The sequence below is a fragment of the Kitasatospora sp. NPDC028961 genome (assembly GCF_055564815.1).
Map to the genome: position 1 here is coordinate 141,025 of NZ_JBVHVO010000002.1, position 20,939 is coordinate 161,963.

Annotated in this window: 21 protein-coding genes; 7 read left to right on the top strand and 14 right to left on the bottom strand. The window is 72.3% G+C overall.

Annotation, left to right across the window (positions count from 1 at the left end):
* Nucleotides 1-156: 156 nt before the first annotated feature.
* Nucleotides 157-732 (top strand): NUDIX hydrolase, encoded by a 576-nt coding sequence (locus ACZ4UX_RS04775; protein WP_465705594.1) that lies wholly within the window; start codon nucleotides 157-159, stop codon nucleotides 730-732.
* Between the two features lie 147 nt (nucleotides 733-879).
* A complete protein-coding gene (locus ACZ4UX_RS04780; RefSeq protein ID WP_465705596.1) occupies nucleotides 880-1,488 on the top strand; it encodes a TetR/AcrR family transcriptional regulator in 609 nt (202 codons plus the stop codon).
* A gap of 19 nt (nucleotides 1,489-1,507) precedes the next feature.
* On the opposite strand, the gene ACZ4UX_RS04785 is transcribed toward ACZ4UX_RS04780, so the two are convergent.
* Nucleotides 1,508-3,157 (bottom strand): PP2C family serine/threonine-protein phosphatase, encoded by a 1,650-nt coding sequence (locus ACZ4UX_RS04785; RefSeq protein ID WP_465705598.1) that lies wholly within the window; start codon nucleotides 3,155-3,157, stop codon nucleotides 1,508-1,510.
* Between the two features lie 282 nt (nucleotides 3,158-3,439).
* Here ACZ4UX_RS04785 and ACZ4UX_RS04790 point away from each other — a divergent pair, with 282 nt between their 5' ends.
* The 4 genes from ACZ4UX_RS04790 to ACZ4UX_RS04805 all read left to right on the top strand — a co-directional run bounded on the left by ACZ4UX_RS04790 (nucleotide 3,440) and on the right by ACZ4UX_RS04805 (nucleotide 5,970).
* On the top strand, nucleotides 3,440-4,042 hold the full coding sequence (locus ACZ4UX_RS04790) for a hypothetical protein (RefSeq protein WP_465705600.1): 603 nt from the start codon (nucleotides 3,440-3,442) through the stop codon (nucleotides 4,040-4,042).
* A 132-nt stretch (nucleotides 4,043-4,174) separates the two neighbouring features.
* Complete coding sequence (locus ACZ4UX_RS04795) at nucleotides 4,175-4,840, top strand: DUF3105 domain-containing protein (protein WP_465705602.1); 666 nt, start codon at nucleotides 4,175-4,177, stop codon at nucleotides 4,838-4,840.
* Nucleotides 4,837-5,580: a DUF305 domain-containing protein gene (locus ACZ4UX_RS04800; protein WP_465705604.1), complete on the top strand. Its 744-nt coding sequence runs from the start codon at nucleotides 4,837-4,839 to the stop codon at nucleotides 5,578-5,580. Before ACZ4UX_RS04795 ends, ACZ4UX_RS04800 begins: the two co-directional genes overlap by 4 nt.
* Before the next feature lie 186 nt (nucleotides 5,581-5,766).
* Entirely contained in the window at nucleotides 5,767-5,970 is a 204-nt protein-coding gene (locus ACZ4UX_RS04805; protein WP_465705606.1) for a hypothetical protein, read from the top strand.
* A gap of 62 nt (nucleotides 5,971-6,032) precedes the next feature.
* Here the strand turns inward: ACZ4UX_RS04805 and ACZ4UX_RS04810 are convergent, their stop codons facing one another.
* A complete protein-coding gene (locus tag ACZ4UX_RS04810; protein ID WP_359836679.1) occupies nucleotides 6,033-6,488 on the bottom strand; it encodes a carboxymuconolactone decarboxylase family protein in 456 nt (151 codons plus the stop codon).
* Between the two features lie 238 nt (nucleotides 6,489-6,726).
* On the opposite strand from ACZ4UX_RS04810, the gene ACZ4UX_RS04815 reads away from it, so the two are divergent.
* Nucleotides 6,727-7,107 carry a VOC family protein gene (locus ACZ4UX_RS04815; protein WP_465705608.1) on the top strand — a complete coding sequence of 127 codons (381 nt, stop codon included), beginning with the start codon at nucleotides 6,727-6,729 and terminating at the stop codon, nucleotides 7,105-7,107.
* Here ACZ4UX_RS04815 and ACZ4UX_RS04820 read toward each other — a convergent pair.
* The 12 genes from ACZ4UX_RS04820 to nuoI form a co-directional block, all read right to left on the bottom strand.
* Nucleotides 7,076-7,702, bottom strand: a complete 627-nt coding sequence (locus ACZ4UX_RS04820; protein WP_359836681.1) for a GNAT family N-acetyltransferase — start codon at nucleotides 7,700-7,702, stop codon at nucleotides 7,076-7,078. The genes ACZ4UX_RS04815 and ACZ4UX_RS04820 overlap by 32 nt on opposite strands.
* 111 nt (nucleotides 7,703-7,813) lie before the next feature.
* Nucleotides 7,814-8,164, bottom strand: a complete 351-nt coding sequence (locus ACZ4UX_RS04825; protein WP_465705611.1) for a hypothetical protein — start codon at nucleotides 8,162-8,164, stop codon at nucleotides 7,814-7,816.
* A 144-nt stretch (nucleotides 8,165-8,308) separates the two neighbouring features.
* The gene (locus ACZ4UX_RS04830; RefSeq protein WP_465705613.1) at nucleotides 8,309-9,361 is read right to left on the bottom strand and encodes a 2-oxoacid:ferredoxin oxidoreductase subunit beta; all 1,053 of its coding nucleotides are present in this window, start codon (nucleotides 9,359-9,361) and stop codon (nucleotides 8,309-8,311) included.
* On the bottom strand, nucleotides 9,358-11,460 hold the full coding sequence (locus tag ACZ4UX_RS04835; RefSeq protein WP_465705615.1) for a 2-oxoacid:acceptor oxidoreductase subunit alpha: 2,103 nt from the start codon (nucleotides 11,458-11,460) through the stop codon (nucleotides 9,358-9,360). The genes ACZ4UX_RS04830 and ACZ4UX_RS04835 overlap by 4 nt, the downstream gene beginning before the upstream one ends.
* 256 nt (nucleotides 11,461-11,716) lie before the next feature.
* A complete protein-coding gene (locus ACZ4UX_RS04840; protein WP_329489248.1) occupies nucleotides 11,717-12,379 on the bottom strand; it encodes a response regulator transcription factor in 663 nt (220 codons plus the stop codon).
* A gap of 242 nt (nucleotides 12,380-12,621) precedes the next feature.
* Complete coding sequence (locus ACZ4UX_RS04845; protein ID WP_465705616.1) at nucleotides 12,622-13,632, bottom strand: polyprenyl synthetase family protein; 1,011 nt, start codon at nucleotides 13,630-13,632, stop codon at nucleotides 12,622-12,624.
* A gap of 264 nt (nucleotides 13,633-13,896) precedes the next feature.
* Nucleotides 13,897-15,534, bottom strand: coding sequence for an NADH-quinone oxidoreductase subunit NuoN (gene nuoN, locus ACZ4UX_RS04850; protein WP_465705617.1), 1,638 nt, complete (start codon nucleotides 15,532-15,534; stop codon nucleotides 13,897-13,899).
* Complete coding sequence (locus tag ACZ4UX_RS04855; RefSeq protein WP_352290598.1) at nucleotides 15,531-17,159, bottom strand: NADH-quinone oxidoreductase subunit M; 1,629 nt, start codon at nucleotides 17,157-17,159, stop codon at nucleotides 15,531-15,533. Before ACZ4UX_RS04855 ends, nuoN begins: the two co-directional genes overlap by 4 nt.
* Nucleotides 17,160-17,196: 37 nt before the next feature.
* Nucleotides 17,197-19,110, bottom strand: a complete 1,914-nt coding sequence (gene nuoL, locus ACZ4UX_RS04860) for an NADH-quinone oxidoreductase subunit L (RefSeq protein WP_352290596.1) — start codon at nucleotides 19,108-19,110, stop codon at nucleotides 17,197-17,199.
* A gap of 14 nt (nucleotides 19,111-19,124) precedes the next feature.
* The gene (nuoK, locus tag ACZ4UX_RS04865) at nucleotides 19,125-19,424 is read right to left on the bottom strand and encodes an NADH-quinone oxidoreductase subunit NuoK (protein ID WP_209412994.1); all 300 of its coding nucleotides are present in this window, start codon (nucleotides 19,422-19,424) and stop codon (nucleotides 19,125-19,127) included.
* Nucleotides 19,421-20,335 (bottom strand): NADH-quinone oxidoreductase subunit J, encoded by a 915-nt coding sequence (locus ACZ4UX_RS04870; RefSeq protein ID WP_465705962.1) that lies wholly within the window; start codon nucleotides 20,333-20,335, stop codon nucleotides 19,421-19,423. The genes nuoK and ACZ4UX_RS04870 overlap by 4 nt, the downstream gene beginning before the upstream one ends.
* Nucleotides 20,336-20,340: 5 nt before the next feature.
* Entirely contained in the window at nucleotides 20,341-20,934 is a 594-nt protein-coding gene (gene nuoI / locus ACZ4UX_RS04875) for an NADH-quinone oxidoreductase subunit NuoI (protein ID WP_329489242.1), read from the bottom strand.
* Nucleotides 20,935-20,939: the final 5 nt, after the last annotated feature.

The following is a 20,939-nucleotide window of genomic DNA, read 5'->3' on the forward strand; positions in this document are numbered from 1 at the left end:
CTGACCGAATAGTGCGCGGGCGGGCGGCCGCACGGTCCTTGCTCTCCGAGCCTCCCAGTTGCTTCAACGACGAACGATCCGAGGAACGGGAGCAGGAGTGGGAGGATCCCGAATCGTCGTCATCGCGCGTGAAAGTGTCGGTCCACAGGCTCGCACATGGATGAGGAGGGCCCGGTGGCGGGAGCGGAGTGGCCGGTGCATGGTCGGCGGCAGGTGTACGGCTCACCCTGGGTCGAGGTCTGGCTCGACGACGTGGACATCCCCGGTATCGGCCGGATCGAGCATCACGTGGTCCGCATGCCCCGGGCTTCCACCACCTCCGTCGTCACCAACGAGGCGGGCGAGTTCCTGCTCATCCACCGGCACCGTTTCATCACCGGCCGGTGGGGCTGGGAGGTACCGGCCGGCTGGGCCGATCCCGGCGAGGACCCGGCCGTGGCGATCGCCCGCGAGGTCGAGGAGGAGACCGGCTGGCGTCCGGGCCGGGTCGAGCTGATGACCGAGTACGACGCCATGGCCGGCATCTCGGACGCACACTTCCGCAGCTACCACGTCACCGGATGCACCCGCATCGGCGAGCCGGAGGACATCTCCGAAGCGGCCCGGGTGGAGTGGGTGTCGGAAGCCGGGGTCGTGAAGCTGCTCACCGGCGGCGAGATCTCCGACGGTCCTTCCCACGCCGCACTCTCGTACTACCTCGGCCCCTACCGGCTCGCACAGGCCAGCAGCTGAGCTGCCCCGGCGGCGGGCCCCGACCCCGCCGAGACGGCCGGGGCGGGGCGTCGGGCCGGTGGGCTCCTGGTCAGGGGGGCTTCGGGGGCCGCCGGTATCGTGGGTGCCGCTGCGGCGCGGTCGCAGCGGCACAGAGGAGAGCAGCACATGGCGGACGCCCGCCCGCGCCGGCCGGCGCGGCCCCGCGAGGAGGTCTTCGCCACCGCGCGGGCCGCCATCGCCGAACACGGGCTCGCCAAGCTGACCATGGCCGGCCTCGGCAAGCAGTTGCAGATGAGCGCCGGTCACCTGCTCTACTACTTCGGCAGCAAGGACCAACTGCTGCTGGAGACCCTGCGCTGGAGCGAGGACCAGCTCGGGGCCCGCCGCCGCACCGCGCTGGCCGACGGCGACCGGGACGTCTGGGAGCGGCTGGGCGACTACACCCGGCTCTACCTGCCCGAGGGCGCGGGCGATCCGCGCTGGATCCTCTGGGTGGAGGTGTGGGGGCGCTCCCCCGCCAGCGAGGAGCTGCGGCAGGGGCAGTTGGAGATCGAGGCCCCCTGGGACGCCGACCTGGTCGCCCTGCTCGACGAGGGCGCCGCCTCCGGTTCCTTCGCCGCGGCGGCCGGAGCGACCACCGAGCGGGCCGCCCAGATCCGCGCGCTGCTGGACGGTCTCGCCGTACCGCTCGCGCTCGGCCTGCCCGGCGCGCTCCGCGCGAGGGCCCTGCACCTCGCGGACTCGGCCTGCCGGACCCTGCTGGCGCCCGCCTGACGGAGGGACTCCGGCAGCGTCACTCCGTCCAGATCGCGGCCGCCGTGCGGTCGTCGGCGTACCCCTTGGCACGGACCTGGACCTGGCGCAGGAAGTCCACGGTGCCCGGCGGGTGCGGGTGTGCCCAGTGGGCGGCGAGGAAGTGCGCGACGGCCGGCTCGTCGGCGATCGGCCGGGCCAGACCCGGGGTGCAGAGCAGCAGGATGTCGCCCGGAGTGGCCGGGACCATCCGGAACCGGAACGGGCGGGGGTCCGGCGCCGGACCGTCCGGCAGCGGGGGCTGACCGTCCGGGTGGTGCAGCAGCCGGGCCGCGTAGGCGTCGATCCAGTGACCGGAGCGCAGCAGGTAGAGCCCGCCAGGGCCGACCCCGAAGGCCGCCCGGTAGGAGGCCGCCGGGTCGAGCGAGAGCAGCAGGCAGTGCAGCGAGGCCGGGAAGACCGGGTCCTCGCCGGCCGCCCGGGGGGCCAGGCCGCGCAGCGGGGCGGCGGCGGCCGTCGCGAGCCGTTGGAGGCCGTAGCGGAGGCGGTCCCGCGCGCCGTCGCGCAGGTCGGCGGCGAGGCCGGCCCGGCTGCGGCCGATCGCGGCGGCGAGCTGGCGGCACGCCTCGGCGGAGGCGACCGCGACCGCCTCCGGAGCGACGTCGGCGATGTCGGCAAGCGCCTCGGCGGAGCCCGCGCCGGTGCGGTCGAAGCCACCGAGCACGGCGAGCAGCAGGCCGTCCGTGCCCTCGCCGAACCTGGTCACCAGCAGCGCGTCCCGGCGGGGCTCGCCGCGGTAGCGGGCGGAGTCGCCGCGGACCGAGACGGCGCGCACGGTGGCGGTGGCGTACTGGGCCCCCTCCAGCACGGTGTCCGGCACCACGGCGCCGAGCGAGCCCGGGTCGGCCTCCGGTACGGCGGTCGGCTCGGGCCCGTACGTCGGCGGGCGCTCGCCGACGTGCGGGACGGCGGGCCCGGCGTCGGCGAGCACCGACCGGGCGGCGGGGCGGGCGACGGCCACCGCAGCCGGGGGGACGGGGTCGGGTTCGGGCGCCGGAGCGGGCTGGGGCTCGACGGCGGGCTCGGGGCCGGCAGTCGCCGGCTCGGGGTCGGGCTCGGACTCGGGCTCAGGCTCTGGCTCCACCACGGCGTCCGGCTCCGGTGCCGGCACCGGGTCCTTCCGGAGAACGGGCTCCTCCACCGCCTCCGGACCCGGCTCCGGCTCCGGCTCCGGCTCGGGCCCCGCCTCCGCCTCGGGCGCGGCCGCCCAGGCCGGGGCCGGGAACCGGTGCGTCTCCTCCGGCCCACGCTGCTGCCCGATCACCCCGACCGCAGTGTCGAACCAGTCGTCGATGCTGTCCCGCTCCAGCAGGTCGGGCTCCGGCACGGCCCGCTCCGACCCCTCGGAGGCCGACCCCTCGGGCACCGACGCCTCCGGTTCCGCCACCCCGGGCGCCGCCATCGGAGCCGCCACCTCGGGCGCCACCGCGGGCTTCGCCTCGCCCTCCGACCCACCCGTGCGCTGCTGGCCGATCAGCCCGGCCGCCGTGTCGAACCAGTCGTCGACGCTACCCTCCCCCGGTACCGCGTCCGGGGTGTCGGGGAGGGTGCCCGCCGGCCCTTCGTAGACCGTTTCCCACCAACCGTCGTCCGGTCGGGGCTGCTGTGCGGGTGCACCCTTTTTGCTCATCTGGCGGCTCCTGGTCGGTCCGTGGTCGCGCCGCCCCCGGCGGGGCCGGACTCGACGTCATTGTCTCCGAGTGCAACGACGGTGTCCGGGTTTCGGCGACAACCGCACACTGATCGGATGATCCCGATGACCGGGTTCGCCCCATGTTTCGTTTCCGTTCCGTCCGCGCTTGCCGGAACTGCCCCGAGCAGGGCGTTTCCGGGGTATTCAGGAGGTTCGGAGGCCGAAAATGGGGGCCGAGGAGGGGCATCGCTTCACCCGTTCGGCTGATTAAATGTGCGCATGACCGCGTCGGCCCCCAGATCGCTCCGACCGGGGAGGACCGCGTTCGCGGGCCGCCCGGTGGGCGCCCTGTGGTTCCTCCTGCTGGTCGGGCTGCTGGCGGCGCTCCCGTGCGCGGGCCAGGCCCAGGCGGTCTCGGTGGACCGGTCCGCCCCCGCGTCCGTTCCGGACGGCGTCGCCGGCCCGGCCCTCGCGGCCGCCCCGACGACGGGGACACCGCGGACCGCCGGGACACCTCCGACCCCCGGGACACCGTCGACCGCCGGAGCGGCGCGGACGCCGGCGGCGGAGCACGCGTCCCGGCAGGCCGGAGCCCCGCGCACCGGTCCGGCCGACACGCTCGCCGACCGGCTCGCCGAGCAGAAGCGGCACCGGACGTGGTGCTCCGCCGACGGCGAGCCGCCGCACCGCGACAACGGCTGCTCCGGTCACCCGTACTGCGCCCAGGACGCCCAGCTGCCCAATCCGCCGCCCCAGCAGCAGCCCGCCCTGACGCCCCACCCGGAGACTCCCGGGGCCCGGCCCCGGATGCTCCCGCGCGGGCTCCCGGACGGTCCGCGCCCGGCACCCGACCTGCACGAGCTCCAAGTTCACCGGTCCTGAGCGGAACCCACCGCCGGTCCTCCCCCCGCCCGTCCGAACGGACGGCGGCCGGGGTGGCGCCGACGGATCCGCCCCTCCGCCCTCTCATCTGACCGCCGCGCCCGAAGCGCGCGGCGGGGACAAGGACACCTCATGGGTTCCGCCTCGAAGCAGTCCAACAAGCCGAGCGGCAAGCAGGCCGGTCTCGACCGTCGTGCCCGGATAGCCGAGCTGCGCGCCGCCGAGCAGCGCCGCGACCGCCGCAACAAGATCATCGCCTCGGTGATCGCCGGGACCCTGGTGGTCGCCGCGATCGCCACCGGCACCTGGATCGTGGTCGACGCCAACAACGACAAGAAGGCCAAGGAGACCGCGGCCGCCGCGCCGATCGACGGCGTCCAGACCTTCGGCGACCTGAGCCGCAACCACGTCAAGGAGAAGGTCACCTACCCGCAGACCCCGCCGGTCGGCGGCGACCACAACGCGATCTGGCTGGACTGCATGGGCCACGTCTACGACCAGCCGGTCGAGAACGAGCGCGCCGTCCACTCGCTGGAGCACGGCGCGGTCTGGGTGACCTACAACGGCAAGGCCACGCCGGACGACATCAAGACCCTCTCCGACAAGGTCAAGGCCACCCCGTACTCGCTGATGAGCCCGTACCCGGACGAGAAGGGCACCATCACCCTCAGCGCCTGGAGCACCCAGCTGGTGGTGGACAGCGCCAGTGACCCCCGGGTGGGCGAGTTCTTCACCAAGTACGTGCAGGGCAAGCAGACCCAGGAGCCGGGCGCGTCCTGCACCATGGGGGCGATGTGACCGCCGACGCGGCGGTGTCCGGGGCGCACGACGACGGCCGGGACACCGGCCACGGCGACGCCCTGGACGACACCTCGGACGCGGCGCCCCGGCCCGGCCGCAAGCGGCTCTGGTGGCCGGCGGCGCTGGCCGCCGCGCTCGCCCTCGCGCTCGGGGTCCCCGCGCTGGTGGCGAGCGGGACCTCGGCGTCCGGCTCGTCCTCGATCGCGGCCCCGGCGGACGACTCGCCCGAGGCCGGGTTCGCCCGTGACATGGCGACCCACCACCAGCAGGCCGTGGACCTGTCGTTCATCGTCCGGGACCGGACCGGCGACGCGTCGGTGCGCACCCTCGCCTTCGACATCATCAACACCCAGGCGAACCAGCGCGGGATGATGATGGGCTGGCTCGACCAGTGGGGGCTCCCGCAGCACTCGGCGGCCAAGCCGATGGCCTGGATGAAGATGGGCCACGACTACACGGCGCACGACGGTTCGCTGATGCCCGGCATGGCCACCAACACCCAGCTCGCCAAGCTGGGCTCGCTCACCGGGCGGGACGCCGAGGTGCTCTACCTGCAGCTGATGCTGGAGCACCACAAGGGCGGGGTGGAGATGGCCCAGGGCTACGTCGACCTGGCGAAGAACGAGACCGAGAAGCGGCTCGCCCAGTCCATGGTGGTCGGGCAGACCTCGGAGATCCAGCTGATCACCGACATGCTCACCGAGCGCGGCGCCACCCCTGGTGTGCCCGCGTCCTGATCGACCCGCAGCACCCGGCCGGGGGGGGGGGGGGGGGGGTGCTTCCCCCCCCCCCCCCCCCCCCCCCCCCCCCCCCCCCCCCCCCCGCACCTACCGCTCCTACCGCTCCGACCGCTCCGACCGCTCCGACCGCACCGACCGCACCGGCCACGGCCGCACGCCGACCCCCCGAGGTACCGTCCCCTCATGAACGAGCCCCACTGCCCGACGCCCCGCCAGGACCCCGCGGCCCCGCGTGCCGTCCGCTCCGTTCGGGCCCGGTACGCCCGGAACTACCCGCTCCGGGTCGCCGTACTGTTCGCGGGGGTCGCCCGTGACGGGCTCCTCGCCGCCTTCAAGGCCTTCGCCAAGTCGTCCCGCCGCTCCGACCCGGGCGCCTCCGACTCCTGACGCCCCGTCGCGCCCCGCCACACCCCCACCCCCCGGCCCCCGGCCCCCGGCCCCACTCGGGGTCAGCCCTCGGCCGGCACTGCGACGGGCAGCAGGCCGCGCTCCCCGAAGACCTTCTTGGCGACGAACGTCGCGTTGAGGGCGCGGGGCATCCCGCAGTAGACGGCCGAGTGCAGCAGCGCCTCGACGATCTCCTCCCGACCGAGCCCGACGTTGAGGGCCGCGTTGATGTGCACCTCCAGCTGGGGCTCGCAGCCGCCGAGCGCGGTGAGCATGCCGAGGGTCACCAGCTGTCGGTCGCGCGGCGCCAGGCCCGGGCGGTCGTAGATGTCGCCGAAGGCCCAGGCGACGACCTGGTGGCCGAGTTCCGGCGAGACGTCCGCCAGCGCCTCGATGACCTTCTGGCCGCTCTCGCCGTCGATCCGGGCCAGGACGCCCATGCCGTGGTCGAAGCGCTCCTGCCGGACAGCCGCGGTGGCGGCGGCAATGGTGGAGGCGGTGGCGATGGCGTTCGTCATGGGTGATCCGTTTCTGCCGTCGGGACGGCCGCAATCAGGGACGGGCGATCGGGCTTCCGGCCCCGGGAGGAGTCCTCCCCGGCCGACATGACGACGGTATGAGTTGGAGTTCACTCCAACACAAGCCCCGATCCCGCGCGCTCCCCGCCCACTCCCCTCGCAGACCCCTGGCGCAATACTCCGTACTATGTATAGTGTACTGCGTACGGGATAACCGCCGACGAAAGGGCACTCCTCCATGCAGATCACCGGCGCCGCCGTCTCACTCACCGTCGAGGACGTCACCGCCTCCGCCACCTTCCTCCAGCAGCACTTCGGGTTCGCCGAGCAGATGGCGGCCGACGGGTTCGTCTCGCTCGGGCGCCCGGACTCCGGGATGAACGTCGTCTACCTGCGCCGCGGCCTCGACGTGCTGCCCGAGGGCTTCCGGGACCAGCACGCCGCCGGGCTGATCCTGGCGTTCACCGTGGCGGACGTGGCGGCCGAGGAGGCCCGCCTGCGGGCCGCCGGCGTGGAGATCACCATGCCGCTGCGCGACGAGCCCTGGGGCGAGAGGCTGTTCCAGGTCACCGACCCGAACGGGGTGGTCATCCAGCTGGTCGAGTGGGCCCAGCAGTAGGAGTCCGGCGACAGGAACCGGACGTCCGCGACGACACCCCGGCCGTCGGCCGGGCGACGGGCGCCGGGTCGCCCTGGAGCCCGATCCAGTAGCGGCGAACGGCACCGAACTTGGTGTCCTGGACGCTTTCGAGAACACCTCCCCGGCCCTCGATGGTCCGGACCGAGGCGATGTTGTCCACCGCGCAGGCGACCAGGACGCGGTCCAGGCCGACCGTGCGGGCTTCGTCGAGCATCCGGCCCAACGCCCACGCCGCCAGTCCGCGGCGGCGGGCGGAGGGCCGGATGCCGTAGCCGATGTGGCCGAAGTACGGGACGAAGCCGTGCACTCCGTACCGCAGGACGATGCCGCCCAGGACCCGGCCGTCCTCCACGATCCAGCGGTAGCGGAAGGCCAGCGCCCCGGCCTCGGCCGGGTGCGACGGCGCCTCCTCGGCGGCCAGCCGGGAGATCCAGGCGGCGAAGCCGGCCGGGGAGTCGACCTCGTCGCCCGGCGTGAGCCCGAAGCCGTCCTCATGGCTCCCCGGGCCCCATTCCTTGTGCGCCTCAAGCCAGTTGGCGTGCAGACGGGTGGTCGGTGCGATCAGTTCGGCCATACCCGGACGATACCCAGCCGCACCGGACCACGGACCGGCCGACCTCCCCCCGACCGACCTCCCCCCGACCCGGCCTTCCCCGACCGACCGGGCGCTCACGACCCCGGGTACTCACGGGCGGCGGACGCTCACACCACCGAGCAGGCCCCAGGCCCCCACGTGCACGGTCGGACCGCCGAGTTCGGTACGGCCGTCGTCGCGGACGCCGCCGAGGCGCAGACCGCTGACCACGACGCGCACGTTCGGGCGGACCTTCAGCCTCACCCCGCCGATCAGGCTCAGCTTGGTGATCCGGAACTCGGCGCCCTCGGGGATCTCCACATCCGTCAGGTCGATGTCCGCACCGCCGATCAGCGAGGCGGTCACGGTGCGGCGGTGGACCTCCCGGCCCGCCAGCCGGGTGCCACCGATGATGCTCACGTGGACGTCGGTCCTGGTGTCAACGAGCTTCGTGTTCGTCATGGCAAGAACGGTAGGACCGGGCGGCCGTCGGCCCGTAGTGCCCGGGGGCAGCTCCTCGGGATGACACCTGTCATACCGACCCGGCGGTGGCCCCCGGCGGGAGGGATCGCTCCCGCCGGGGAGCCGTCGTCCGCCCGGCGGCGGTCAGTCGACCGTCCAGGTGTCGCTGCCGGCCAGCAGACCGGCCAGGTCGCCGGTGCCGCGCTGCGCCACGGCGGTGGTCAGCTGGGCGGCCATCAGCTCGTCGTAGACCGGCCGGCGGACGCTGCGCAGGACACCGATCGGGGTGTGGTGCAGGGTGTCGGCGTCGGCGATCCGGGAGAGCGCGAACGCCGCCGCGGAGCCTGCGGCGTGGGCGTCGTGGACCACCACCGAGGCCTCGTTGTCGGCCGTGACGGTGTCGACGTACAGCTCGCCGTCGGCATCCCGGAAGACGCCCTGCGCCCCGTCGGCGCCGAAGCGGATCGGCCGGCCGTGCTCCAGTCGGATCAGGGCCTCGTCCCGGGTGCCGGACTCCTTCAGGATCTCGAAGGCGCCGTCGTTGAAGATGTTGCAGTTCTGGTAGATCTCCACCAGCGCGGTGCCCTCGTGCTCCGCCGCCGCCCGCAGCACGGACTGGAGGTGCTGGCGGTCGGAGTCGATGGTCCGGGCGACGAAGGTGGCCTCCGCGCCGATGGCCAGCGAGAGCGGGTTGAAGGGCGCGTCCAGGGAGCCCATCGGCGTGGACTTGGTGATCTTGCCGACCTCGCTGGTCGGCGAGTACTGGCCCTTGGTGAGGCCGTAGATCCGGTTGTTGAACAGCAGGATCTTCAGATTGACGTTCCGCCGTAGCGCGTGGATCAGATGGTTGCCGCCGATCGAGAGGGCGTCGCCGTCACCCGTCACCACCCAGACGCTCAGGTCCTGCCGGGAGGAGGCCAGCCCGGTGGCGATGGCCGGTGCGCGCCCGTGGATCGAGTGCACGCCATAGGTATTCATGTAGTACGGGAAACGGGAGGAGCACCCGATGCCGGAGACGAAGACGGTGTTCTCCCGCTTGATCCCCAGCTCCGGCATGAAGGCCTGCACCGCCGCCAGGATCGCGTAGTCCCCGCAGCCGGGACACCAGCGGACCTCCTGGTCGGTCTTGAACTCCTTGGCGGTCTGGGGCCCTTCGGCCTTCGGCACCAGCTTCAAGGAGGGAAACTTCTCGCTCATCGGTTGTCCTCCTCGTTCGCCGAAGCAGCACCCGAGGCAGCCCCCGAAGCAGCACCCGCCTCGTCCAGGCTGCCGATCGCCGCCCACAGCACGTCCGCCAACTGGGCCGCCTTGAAGGGCAGTCCACGCACCTGGTTGTAGGACTGCGCGTCCACCAGGTACTTGGCCCGCAGCAGCAGCGCCAGCTGCCCGAGGTTCATCTCGGGAACGATGACCTTGTCGTAACCCTTCAGCACCGCACCGAGATTGGCCGGAAACGGATTGAGGTTGCGCAGGTGCGCCTGGGCGACCTGCCCGCCGTCGGCCCGGACCCGGCGGACGGCGGCGGTGATCGGCCCGTACGTCGACCCCCAGCCGAGGACCAGGACCCGTGCCTCGCCGCCGGGGTCGTCGACCTCCAGCGCCGGCACCGCGATGCCGTCCACCTTCGCCTGACGGGTGCGGACCATGAAGTCGTGGTTGGCGGGGTCGTAGGAGATGTTCCCCGTGCCGTCCTGCTTCTCGATCCCGCCGATCCGGTGCTCCAGGCCCGGCGTGCCGGGCACCGCCCAGGGGCGGGCCAGCGTCTGCGGGTCGCGCTGGTAGGGCCAGAACGCGCCGTCCTCGCGGTTCGGGCCGGTCGCGAAGTCCGGGGTGATCTCGGGCAGTTCGCCGACCTCGGGGATCCGCCAGGGTTCGGACCCGTTGGCCAGGTAGCCGTCCGACAGCAGGAACACCGGGGTGCGGTAGGTGACGGCGATCCGGGCCGCCTCCAGGGCCGCGTCGAAGCACTCGGCCGGGGTCGCCGGGGCGACGATCGGCACCGGCGCCTCGCCGTTGCGGCCGAACATCGCCTGCAGCAGGTCCGCCTGCTCGGTCTTGGTCGGCAGGCCGGTGGACGGACCGCCGCGCTGGATGTCGACCACCAGCAGGGGCAGTTCGAGCGAGACGGCCAGGCCGATGGTCTCGCTCTTCAGGGCCACGCCCGGGCCGGAGGTGGTGGTCACGCCCAGCGCGCCGCCGAACGAGGCACCGAGCGCCGCGCCGATGCCGGCGATCTCGTCCTCCGCCTGGAAGGTCCGTACGTCGAAGTTCTTGTGTCTGCTCAGCTCGTGCAGGATGTCCGAGGCCGGGGTGATCGGGTACGAGCCGAGGTAGAGCGGCAGCCCGGAGCGCTCGGAGGCGGCGATCAGTCCGTACGACAGGGCCAGGTTGCCGGAGATGTTGCGGTAGCGGCCCGGTGGCAGCTTGGCCGGCGGCACCTCGTACGAGACGGCGAAGGACTCCGTGGTCTCCCCGAAGTTCCAGCCCGCCCGGAAGGCGCTGATGTTGGCCTCGGCGATCAGCGGCTTCTTGGCGAACTTGGTACGCAGGAAGGACTCGGTGCCGTGGGTGGGCCGGTGGTACATCCAGGAGAGCAGGCCCAGCGCGAACATGTTCTTGGCGCGCTCGGCGTCCTTGCGGGTCAGCCCGCTGTCCTTGAGCGCCTCCAGGGTCAGCGTGGTCAGCGGCACCTTGTGCAGGTGGTAGGCCTCCAGCGAGCCGTCCCCCAGCGGGTCGGCCGGGTAGCCGACCTTGGCCAGGGCGCGCTTGGTGAACTCGTCGGTGTTGACGATGATCTCCGCGCCGCGCGGCAGGTCCGGCACGTTGGCCTTCAGGGCGGCCGGGTTCATCGCCACCAGGACGTTGGGCGCGTCCCCCGGGGTCAGGATGTCGTGGTCGGCGAAGTGGAGCTGGAAGGACGAGACCCCCGGGAGCGTGCCGGCGGGGGCCCGGATCTCGGCCGGGAAGTTGGGCAGGGTGGAGAGGTCGTTGCCGAAGGACGCCGTCTCCGAGGTGAAGCGGTCACCGGTGAGCTGCATGCCGTCGCCGGAGTCCCCGGCGAAGCGGATGATCACCCGGTCCAATCTGCGGATCGGCTTGGCTCGCCTGGGCTGCGGACCGGCCGGCACGGCGGGGCCGGAGCGGCCCTCACCGGGCCCGGAGCGGCCCTCGTCGCCGTCCGGACCGTCCACCGCTTCTGACTGATCGACCTGACTGGTCACTGCCGCGGACCTCCTCGTGGGCACCAGCCGCGGGCGTGAGCCGTGTGCCCCGTCCGCCTGGTGCACCTCTCGCATCCTATGCGGGTAAGGATTGCCTTGGACGGAACTACCCGATGCGGCGGGAAATCACCGCCGGATGTCACGGAAACACGGTACGTGACCGGCCGGACACCGGCGGGAACGCCCCTGCTCGGGCGCTCGGACGGGCTCCGCGCGCCCCGCCCCCGCGTGTCGCGGACCGGGACGCGAACGCGGGCCGGGGGCCGTCCGGCGGGCCGGAGACCGCCCGCGCCCCGCTGTCACCCCCGCCGTCGGCCAGCGGGCGGCCCCGCTACGAGTTCAGGTAGGTGAGCACCGCGAGCACCCGCCGGTGGTCCTCGGAGCTCTGGGCCAGGCCCAGCTTGAGGAAGATGTTGCTGACGTGCTTCTCCACCGCGCCGTCCGAGACCACCAGCTGCTTGGCCACCGCCGCGTTGGTCCGGCCCTCCGCCATCAGCCCGAGCACCTCGCGCTCGCGCGGGGTCAGCCCGGCCAGGACGTCGCCCTTGCGGCTGCGGCTGAGCAGCTGCTGGACGACCTCGGGGTCCAGCGCGGTGCCGCCCCCGGCCACCCGCACCACGGCGTCGACGAACTCGCGGACCTCGGCCACCCGGTCCTTCAGCAGGTACCCGACGCCCCGGGTGGAGCCGGCCAGCAGCTCGGAGGCGTAGCGCTCCTCGACGTACTGCGACAGCACCAGGACGCCCACCTCGGGGTAGAGGCCGCGCAGCGTGACGCAGGCGCGCACCCCCTCGTCGGTGTGGGTCGGGGGCATCCGGACGTCGGCGACCACCACGTCGGGCAGGGCGCCGGCGCCGGCCAGGTCGTGGACGGCCTTCAGCAGCGCCTCGCCGTCGCCGACTCCCGCCACGACCTCCAGACCGCGGTCGGTCAGCAGCCTGGTCAGGCCCTCCCGAAGCAGGACGGAGTCCTCGGCGATGACGACACGAAGCATGGTGGCCTTCCGGTTGGCGGCGCTGCGGACGGTGCTGACGAGGTCAGTCTTCCCTATCCGCGGACGCCCCGGTCCGCCGGGCGGAGAATCCCGCCGACCGCGGTCGCCGACCGCCGGGCGGGTGCGCCCGGCCGGCCGGAGCAGGGCCCGGACGGCCGGTAACAGGCGGCGGACGGCCGGACACAGGCGGCGGACGGCCGGTCACCTCCGGTGCACGGCGGGGCACATGCGCGGGCCGCCGGTCACATGGTGCGGATGGCCACCGCGTCGCACAGGCCCTGGAGGGCCGCCTTGGCCGCGCTGTCGGGCAGCGGGTCGAGCAGCGCGCGGGCCTCCTCCGCGTGCCGCAGGGTCTCCCGACGGGCGCGCTCCAGTGCCGGGTGGCGGCGGAGCAGGCGCAGCGCCTCGGCGTGCAGGTCGTCGTCGGCGAGGTCGTTCTCGACCAGCTCGCGCAGCCGCAGGTCGGCCGGGTCGGACTCGTCGACCGGCATCTGCCGGAGCAGCAGCGTGGGCAGCGTCGGCACGCCCTCGCGCAGGTCGGTGCCGGGGGTCTTGCCGGACTCGTGGCCGTCGCTGGCGATGTCGAGCACGTCGTCGGCCAGCTGGAAGGCGATGCCGATCCGCTCGCCGTACGCGCTGAGGATGTCGGTCACCCACGGCTCGGCGCCGGCCATCAGCGCGCCGAGCCGGCAGGAGACGGCGATCAGCGAGCCGGTCTTGCCGGCCAGCACGGCGAGGTAGTGGTCCAGCGGGTCGTCCTCCGGGCGGGGGCCGGCGGTCTCCAGGATCTGGCCGGTGACCAGCCGTTCGAACGCGTCGGCCTGCAGCCGGACGGCCTCCGGGCCGAGGTCGGCGAGCACCTGGGAGGCGCGGGAGAAGAGGAAGTCACCGGTGAGGATGGCGACCGAGTTGTCCCAGCGCGAGTTGGCGCTGGGGGCGCCGCGGCGCACGGGGGCCTCGTCCATGACGTCGTCGTGGTAGAGCGTCGCGAGGTGGGTCAGCTCGACCACCACGGCGGCCGGGACCACGCCCGGGGCGTTGGCGTCGCCGAACTGCGCGGCGAGCATCACCAGCAGCGGACGGAAGCGCTTGCCGCCGGCCTCCATCAGATGGCTGGCGGTGACGGTGATGAACGGGACGTCACTCTTCACGGCCTCGGTGAGCGCGACCTCCACCGCGTCCATCCCGGACTGGACATCGCGGGTCAGATCGCGGTCCTGCACGTTGAGCCCAAAGGGTCCCACGACGGTCACGAAGACCACTCCTCTGTCCCTGGTCGATCTAGCGGCCTGGTCCCTGAGTGCCGCCGCTGGCCATACAGGCAGGGTATCCGGTCGCGAGTGGATCACTGCACGGGCGTGCGGATCCTGTCATGATCGGGCCGGACCCGCTGGTGGGAGCCGGTCCGGAGACGACACGTCCGGGCCGCGCGGACGAGTGCGCGGCCCGGACGGTGGGGCGCGGCCGGAGCGGTTCCGGCCGGTGGAGCGGGTCCGGGCGGCGCCCGGACGGCGGGCTCAGCGAACGAAGAGCGAGGCCTTCGACGCCAGGTCCAGGAAGTACTGCGGCAGCACCCCGAGGCCGATGGTGACCACCACGCCGATGCCGATCGCGGTCGCCGTGAAGGCGCTCGGGATGGCCACGGTGGGGCCGCCGGGCTGCGGGTCCGAGAAGAACATCAGCACGATGACCCGGATGTAGAAGAACGCGGCCACCGCCGAGCTGAGCACACCCACGATCACCAGCGGGGTCGCCCCGCCGGCCGCCGCGGCCTGGAAGACCGCGAACTTCCCGGTGAAGCCCGAGGTGAGCGGGATGCCCGCGAAGGCCAGCAGGAAGAGCGCGAAGACCGCCGCGACCAGCGGGGACCGCCGGCCGAGCCCCGCCCAGCTGGACAGGTGGGTGGCCTCGCCCTTGGAGTCGCGCACCAGGGTGACCACGGCGAAGGCGCCGAGGGTCACGAAGGAGTACGCCAGCAGGTAGAAGAGCACCGAGCCGAGGCCCTGCTTGTTGGTGGCGATCACGCCGGTGAGGATGAACCCGGCGTGCGCGACGGAGGAGTAGGCGAGGAGCCGCTTCACGTCCTGCTGGGTGACGGCCAGGATCGCGCCGACCACCATGGTCAGGATGGCCACGCCCCACATCACCGGCCGCCAGTCCAGCCGCAGGCCGGGGAAGGCGACGTAGAACAGCCGGAGCATGGCCCCGAAGGCGGCCACCTTGGTCGCCGCCGCCATGAACCCGGTGACCGGGGTCGGGGCGCCCTGGTAGACGTCCGGGGTCCAGGAGTGGAAGGGCACCGCGCCGACCTTGAAGAGCAGGCCGACCGCGAGCATCGCCAGGCCGATCAGGAGCAGGGCGTCGTTCTGCGTGGTGGAGAGCAGCGCCGGGGTGGCCAGGGCCTTGCCGGAGATGACGTCCGAGATCTCGCCGAGCCGGACGCTGCCCGCGTACCCGTACAGCAGGGCGGTGCCGAACAGGAAGAACGCCGAGGCGAAGGCGCCGAGCAGGAAGTACTTGACCGCCGCCTCCTGGGAGAGCAGCCGGCGGCGGCGGGCCAGCGCGCAGAGCAGGTAGAGCGGGAGGGAGAAGACCTCCAGCGCCACGAACATGGTCAGCAGGTCGTTGGCGGCGGGGAACAGCAGCATGCCGCCGACCGCGAACATGGTGAGCGGGAAGACCTCGCTGGTGGCGAAGCCGGCCCGGACGGCGGCGCGCTCCTGCTCGCCGCCGGGCGTGGCGGAGGCCTGCGCCGCGAACGCGTCGGCCGGCTCGCCGCCGGCCTTGGGCTCCAGCTTCCGCTCCGCGTAGGTGAGCACGGCGACCACGGAGGCCAGCAGGATCACGCCCTGCAGGAACAGCGCGGGGCCGTCCAGGGCGACCGAGCCCATGGCGAGCAGGTCGACCTTGGTGGAGCCGTAGCCCTGGGCGGCGAGCACCACCACGGCGGTGAACGCGCCGGCCAGGCCGAGCAGGGCCACCGAGACCTGGGCCCAGTGCCGGTGCCGGCGGGGCAGGAAGGCCTCCAGCAGGATGCCGAGCACGGCGGCGCCGAACACCACCAGCATCGGGGAGAGCTGGCCGTACTCGACGTGCGGGGCCGGGATGCTCGACGTGTTGCCGCCCGCGGCGGCGAGCCAACCGGTGGTGCTCACTTGTGCTCACCTCCTGAGGTGGCGGCGACCGGGTGGGCCGGCGCCGGGTCGGTCTCGTGGACCTGCGAGAGCGTCGCGTCCACCGACGGGTTGACGATGTCGGTGAGCGGCTTGGGGTAGACGCCGAGCAGGATGGTCAGGGCCACCAGCGGTGCGACGACCGCGAGTTCGCGCGCCTTGAGGTCGGGCATGCCGCGCACGCCCTCCTTGACCGGTCCGGTCATGGTGCGCTGGTAGAGCAGCAGCGCGTAGAGCGCGGCGAGCACGATGCCGAAGGTGGCGACGATGCCGATCGCCGGGTACCGGGTGAACGTGCCGACCAGGACCAGGAACTCGCTGACGAAGGGCGCCAGCCCGGGCAGCGACAGCGTGGCCAGGCCACCGATCAGGAACGTCCCGGCGAGCACCGGGGCGACCTTCTGCACGCCGCCGTAGTCGGCGATCAGGCGCGAGCCGCGGCGGGAGATCAGGAAGCCGGCCACCAGCATCCACGCGGCGGTGGAGATGCCGTGGTTGACCATGTAGAGGGTGGCGCCGCTCTGGCCCTGGCTGGTCAGCGCGAAGATGCCCATGATGATGAAGCCGAAGTGCGAGATCGAGGCGTACGCGACCAGCCGCTTGATGTCCTTCTGGCCGATGGCCAGCAGCGCGCCGTAGATGATCCCGATCACCGAGAGGACCAGGATCGCCGGGGCGAAGGTCTTCGAGGCGTCCGGGAAGAGCCCGAGGCAGAAGCGGAGCATCGCGAAGGTGCCGACCTTGTCGACCACCGCGGTGATCAGCACGGCCGTGCCGGCGGTGGACTCGCCCATCGCGTTGGGCAGCCAGGTGTGCAGCGGCCAGAGCGGGGCCTTCACGGCGAAGGCGAAGAAGAAGCCGAGGAACAGCGCCTTCTCGGCGGTGCCGCTGAGGACCAGCTTGCCGTCGGCGATCGCCGAGGTCAGCGTCCGGAGGTCGAAGGTGCCGAACCCCTGGTCCTGCGCGATCACGTACAGCCCGATCACGGCGGCCAGCATGACCAGGCCGCCGAGCAGGTTGTACAGCAGGAACTTCACCGCGGCGTAGGACCGTTGGCGGGCCGACTCGGGGCCGCCCGCCTTGTCGCCGAAGCCGCCGATGAGGAAGTACATCGGGATCAGCATGGCTTCGAAGAACACGTAGAAGAGGAAGACGTCGGTGGCGTAGAAGGAGACGATCACCATCGCCTCGACGGCCAGGATCAGGGCGAAGTAGCCCTGGGTGCGGCGCCGGTTCTCGAAGCTGCCGTCCGGCGCGGGGGCCGGTTCGGCGGGCGGGTCGGCGTCGTGCCAGGAGGCGAGCATCACGATCGGCACCAGGACGGCCGTGAGCAGGGCCAGCACGGCGCCGATGCCGTCCACGCCGAGCGAGAAGGTGATGCCGAAGGAGCGGATCCAGCTGTAGGACTCGGTCAGCTGGTAGCGGGCCCCGTCGGGGTCGAACCGGGCCGCCGCGGTGGCCGCCAGGGCCAGCGTGACGGCCGAGACGCCGAGGGCGACGAGCTTGGTGGTCCGCCGCCGGGGCCCGGTCGTCCCGGCGGGCAGCGCGGCGGTGAGCACCGCGCCGGCCGCCGGGACGGCGCAGGTGGCGGTCAGCAGGGCACTCATGCCGCGCCTCCCCGAAGGTCTGTGTAATCCCTGTCCATCAGACGGACCTCATCAGGAGAGTCGTGGCGACCAGCACCAGCGTGCCGCCGAACATGGAGAGTGCGTAGGTGCGGACGTAGCCGTTCTGGATCCGCCGCAGCCGGCCGGAGATCCCGCCGATGGTGGCGGCCAGGCCGTTGACGAAGCCGTCCAGGCCGCGGCTGTCGAAGTAGACCAGCGCCGCGGCGAGCGCGGACCCGGGGCGCACCAGGACGGCGTGGTTGAAGTCGTCCTGGAGGAGGTCCCGGCGGGCCGCCCGGGTGAGCGGGGAGCCGACCGGCGGCACCACGGGGACGGTGGAGCGGCCGTACATCAGGTACGACAGCGCGACACCGGCCAGCATGCAGACCATGGTGAGCAGGGTGACCACCAGCGGGCTGAGCGGGGAGTCCCCCTCGGAGTGCCCGGTGACCGGCTCCAACCAGGTGACGAAGGAGCTGTTCAGGGCGAACAGTCCGCCGGCGAAGACCGAGCCGAACGCGAGCACGATCATCGGGATGGTCATGGTCCTGGGCGACTCGTGCGGGTGCGGGTCGTTGCCGTCCGCGTCCGGCTGCCAGCGCTTCTCGCCGAAGAAGGTCAGGATCATCACCCGGGTCATGTAGAACGCGGTGATCGCGGCGCCGACCAGGGTGCAGAGGCCGAGGATCCAGCCCTCCGTGCCGCCCTTGGCGAAGGCCGCTTCGATGATCTTGTCCTTGGAGAAGAAGCCGGACAGGCCGGGGAACCCGATGATGGCCAGGTAGCCGAGGCCGAAGGTGACGAAGGTGATCGGCATGTACTTGCGCAGGCCGCCGTAGTGCCGCATGTTCACCTCGTCGTTCATGCCGTGCATGACCGACCCGGCGCCGAGGAAGAGCCCGGCCTTGAAGAAGCCGTGGGTCACCAGGTGCATGATCGCGAAGGCGTAGCCGATCGGGCCGAGGCCCGCCGCCAGGATCATGTAGCCGATCTGCGACATCGTCGAACCGGCCAGCGCCTTCTTGATGTCGTCCTTGGCGCAACCGACGATCGCCCCGAACAGCAGGGTGACCGCGCCGACCACCACCACGGCGGTCTGGGCGTCCGGCGCCAGGTTGAAGATGGCACCGGAGCGGGTGATCAGGTAGACGCCGGCGGTCACCATGGTGGCCGCGTGGATCAGGGCCGAGACCGGGGTCGGGCCCTCCATGGCGTCTCCGAGCCAGGACTGCAGCGGGACCTGGGCGGACTTGCCGCAGGCCGCCAGCAGCAGCATCAGCCCGATGGCGGTCAGCTTGCCCTCACTGGCCTGGCCGGCCGCACCGGCCGCGCCCTCGGTGCCGAGGATCGGGCCGAAGGCGAAGGAGCCGAACTCCACGAACATCAGCATGATCGCGATGGAGAGGCCCATGTCGCCGACCCGGTTCACGATGAACGCCTTCTTGGCGGCCGTCGCGGCGCTCGGCTTGTGCTGCCAGAAGCCGATCAGCAGGTACGAGGCGAGCCCGACGCCCTCCCAGCCGACGTACAGCAGCAGGTAGTTGTCGGCGAGCACCAGCAGCAGCATGGCCGCCAGGAAGAGGTTCAGGTACGCGAAGAAGCGGCGCCGGCGCTCGTCGTGCGCCATGTACCCCACCGAGTAGAGGTGGATCAGCGTGCCCACACCGGTGATCAGCAGGACGAAGGTGATCGAGAGCTGGTCGAGTTGGAACGCGACGTCGGCCTGGAACCCGTTGACCGGGATCCAGCTGAACAGGTGCTCGGTGATCGAGCGGTCCTCGGCCTCGCGGCCCAGCAGCTCCGAGAACAGCGCGAGCCCGAAGCCGAACGAGAGCGCGGCCAGAGCGGTGGCCAGCCAGTGGCCGAACCGGTCGAAGCGGCGGCCACCGAGGAGCAGCAGGGCGGCGCCGGCCAGCGGCGCTGCCACCAGCAGCGGAATGAGAGAGTTCACCGAAGGCCCTCCGCCTACAGCTTCATCAGGTTGCTGTCATCGACCGAAGCCGAGTGCCTGGTCCGGAAGATGGACACGATGATGGCGAGACCGACCACTACTTCGGCCGCCGCGACCACCATGGTGAAGAACGCGATGATCTGGCCGTCCAGGTTGCCGTGCAGCCGGGAGAACGTGACCAGGGCCAGGTTCGAGGCGTTGAGCATCAGCTCCACGCACATGAACAGCACGATCGCGTTCCGCCGGATCAGCACGCCGGAGGCGCCGATGGTGAACAACAGGGCGGAGAGATAGAGGTAGTTGACCGGATTCACTCCGCGCCCTCCTCGTCGTGGCCGGCCGACGCCGGCCGGTCGTGCGGGACCGGCTCCAGCTCCTTGCGCGGGCCGGCGACCGGCGGGCGCTCGGACGACGGGCGGCCCAGCCAGTCGGCGGTGGTGTTCTCCAGCTCGGCCATCCGCCGCAGCATCTCCTGGCTGACGTCGCGGATCTGGCCGCGGTCGCGCAGGGTCGCCATCACCGAGTCCTCGGCGACGGTGCCGTCCGGCAACAGGCCCGGGACGTCGACCGCGTTGTGCCGGGCGTAGACGCCCGGCGCGGGCAGCGGCGGCAGCTGGATGTTGTCCTTGACCCGCTGGGCGGCCAGCTCGCGCTGGGTCTTCGGGGCCGTCACGTGCTCACGGTGGGTCAGCACCATGGCGCCGATCGCGGCGGTGATCAGCAGCGCGCCGGTGACCTCGAAGGCCCAGACGTACTTGGTGAAGATCAGCCGGGCCAGTCCCTGGACGTTGCCCTCGGCGTTGGCCTCGGCGAGGCCGGTGAAGGTGTCCAGCCTGGCGTTGGCGATGCCGGCCACCAGCAGCACGCCGAACCCGAGCCCGCACAGGACGGCGGCGAACCGCTGGCCCTTCAGCTGCTCCTTCAGCGAGTCCGCGCTGGTGACACCGACCAGCATCACCACGAACAGGAAGAGCATCATGATCGCGCCGGTGTAGACGACGATCTGCACCACGCCCAGGAAGACCGCGCCCTGGGCCATGTAACAGACCGCCAGGGCGAGCATGGTGGCGGCCAGGCAGAGCGCGCTGTGCACGGCCTTCTTCATCAGCAGCATGCCGAGCGCGCCGCCGACGGCGATCACCGCGAGCACCCAGAACTGGACGGCCTCACCGGTGGAGGTCGTCCCGGTGGCGGCGAGGGCCGCGCCGTGCCCGGCGAGGTTCAGGGCGGTCACTGCTGGGCCTCCTTGTCCCGGTCGGTGCTCTCCTGCTGGACCGTCCCGGGCGCCGCCGCGGTGATCTCGCCCCGGTAGTAGGCGCCTTCGTCGGCGCCCGGGAAGATCGAGTGCGGGCTGTCGACCATGCCTTCGGAGAGGCCGACCAGCAGCTGGTCCTTGGTGAAGATGAGGTCCTGGCGCGAGGAGTCCGCGAGTTCGTACTCGTTGGTCATGGTGAGCGCGCGGGTCGGGCAGGCCTCGATGCAGAGGCCGCAGAGGATGCAGCGGGCGTAGTTGATCTGGTAGACCGCCCCGTACCGCTCACCCGGCGAGTAGCGCTCGTCCTCGCGGTTGTCGGCGCCCTCCACGTAGATCGCGTCGGCCGGGCAGGCCCAGGCGCAGAGCTCGCAGCCGACGCACTTCTCCAGGCCGTCCGGGTGCCGGTTCAGCTGGTGGCGGCCGTGGAAGCGTGGAGCGGTGGGCTTCTTCTGCTCCGGGTACTGCTCGGTGAGCCGCTTCTTGAACATGGCCTTGAAGGTCACGCCGAAGCCGGCGGCCGGCCCGAGGACGGACGGCTTGTCGGTCCTGTCGTTCTGGTCGGACGACATCGCGG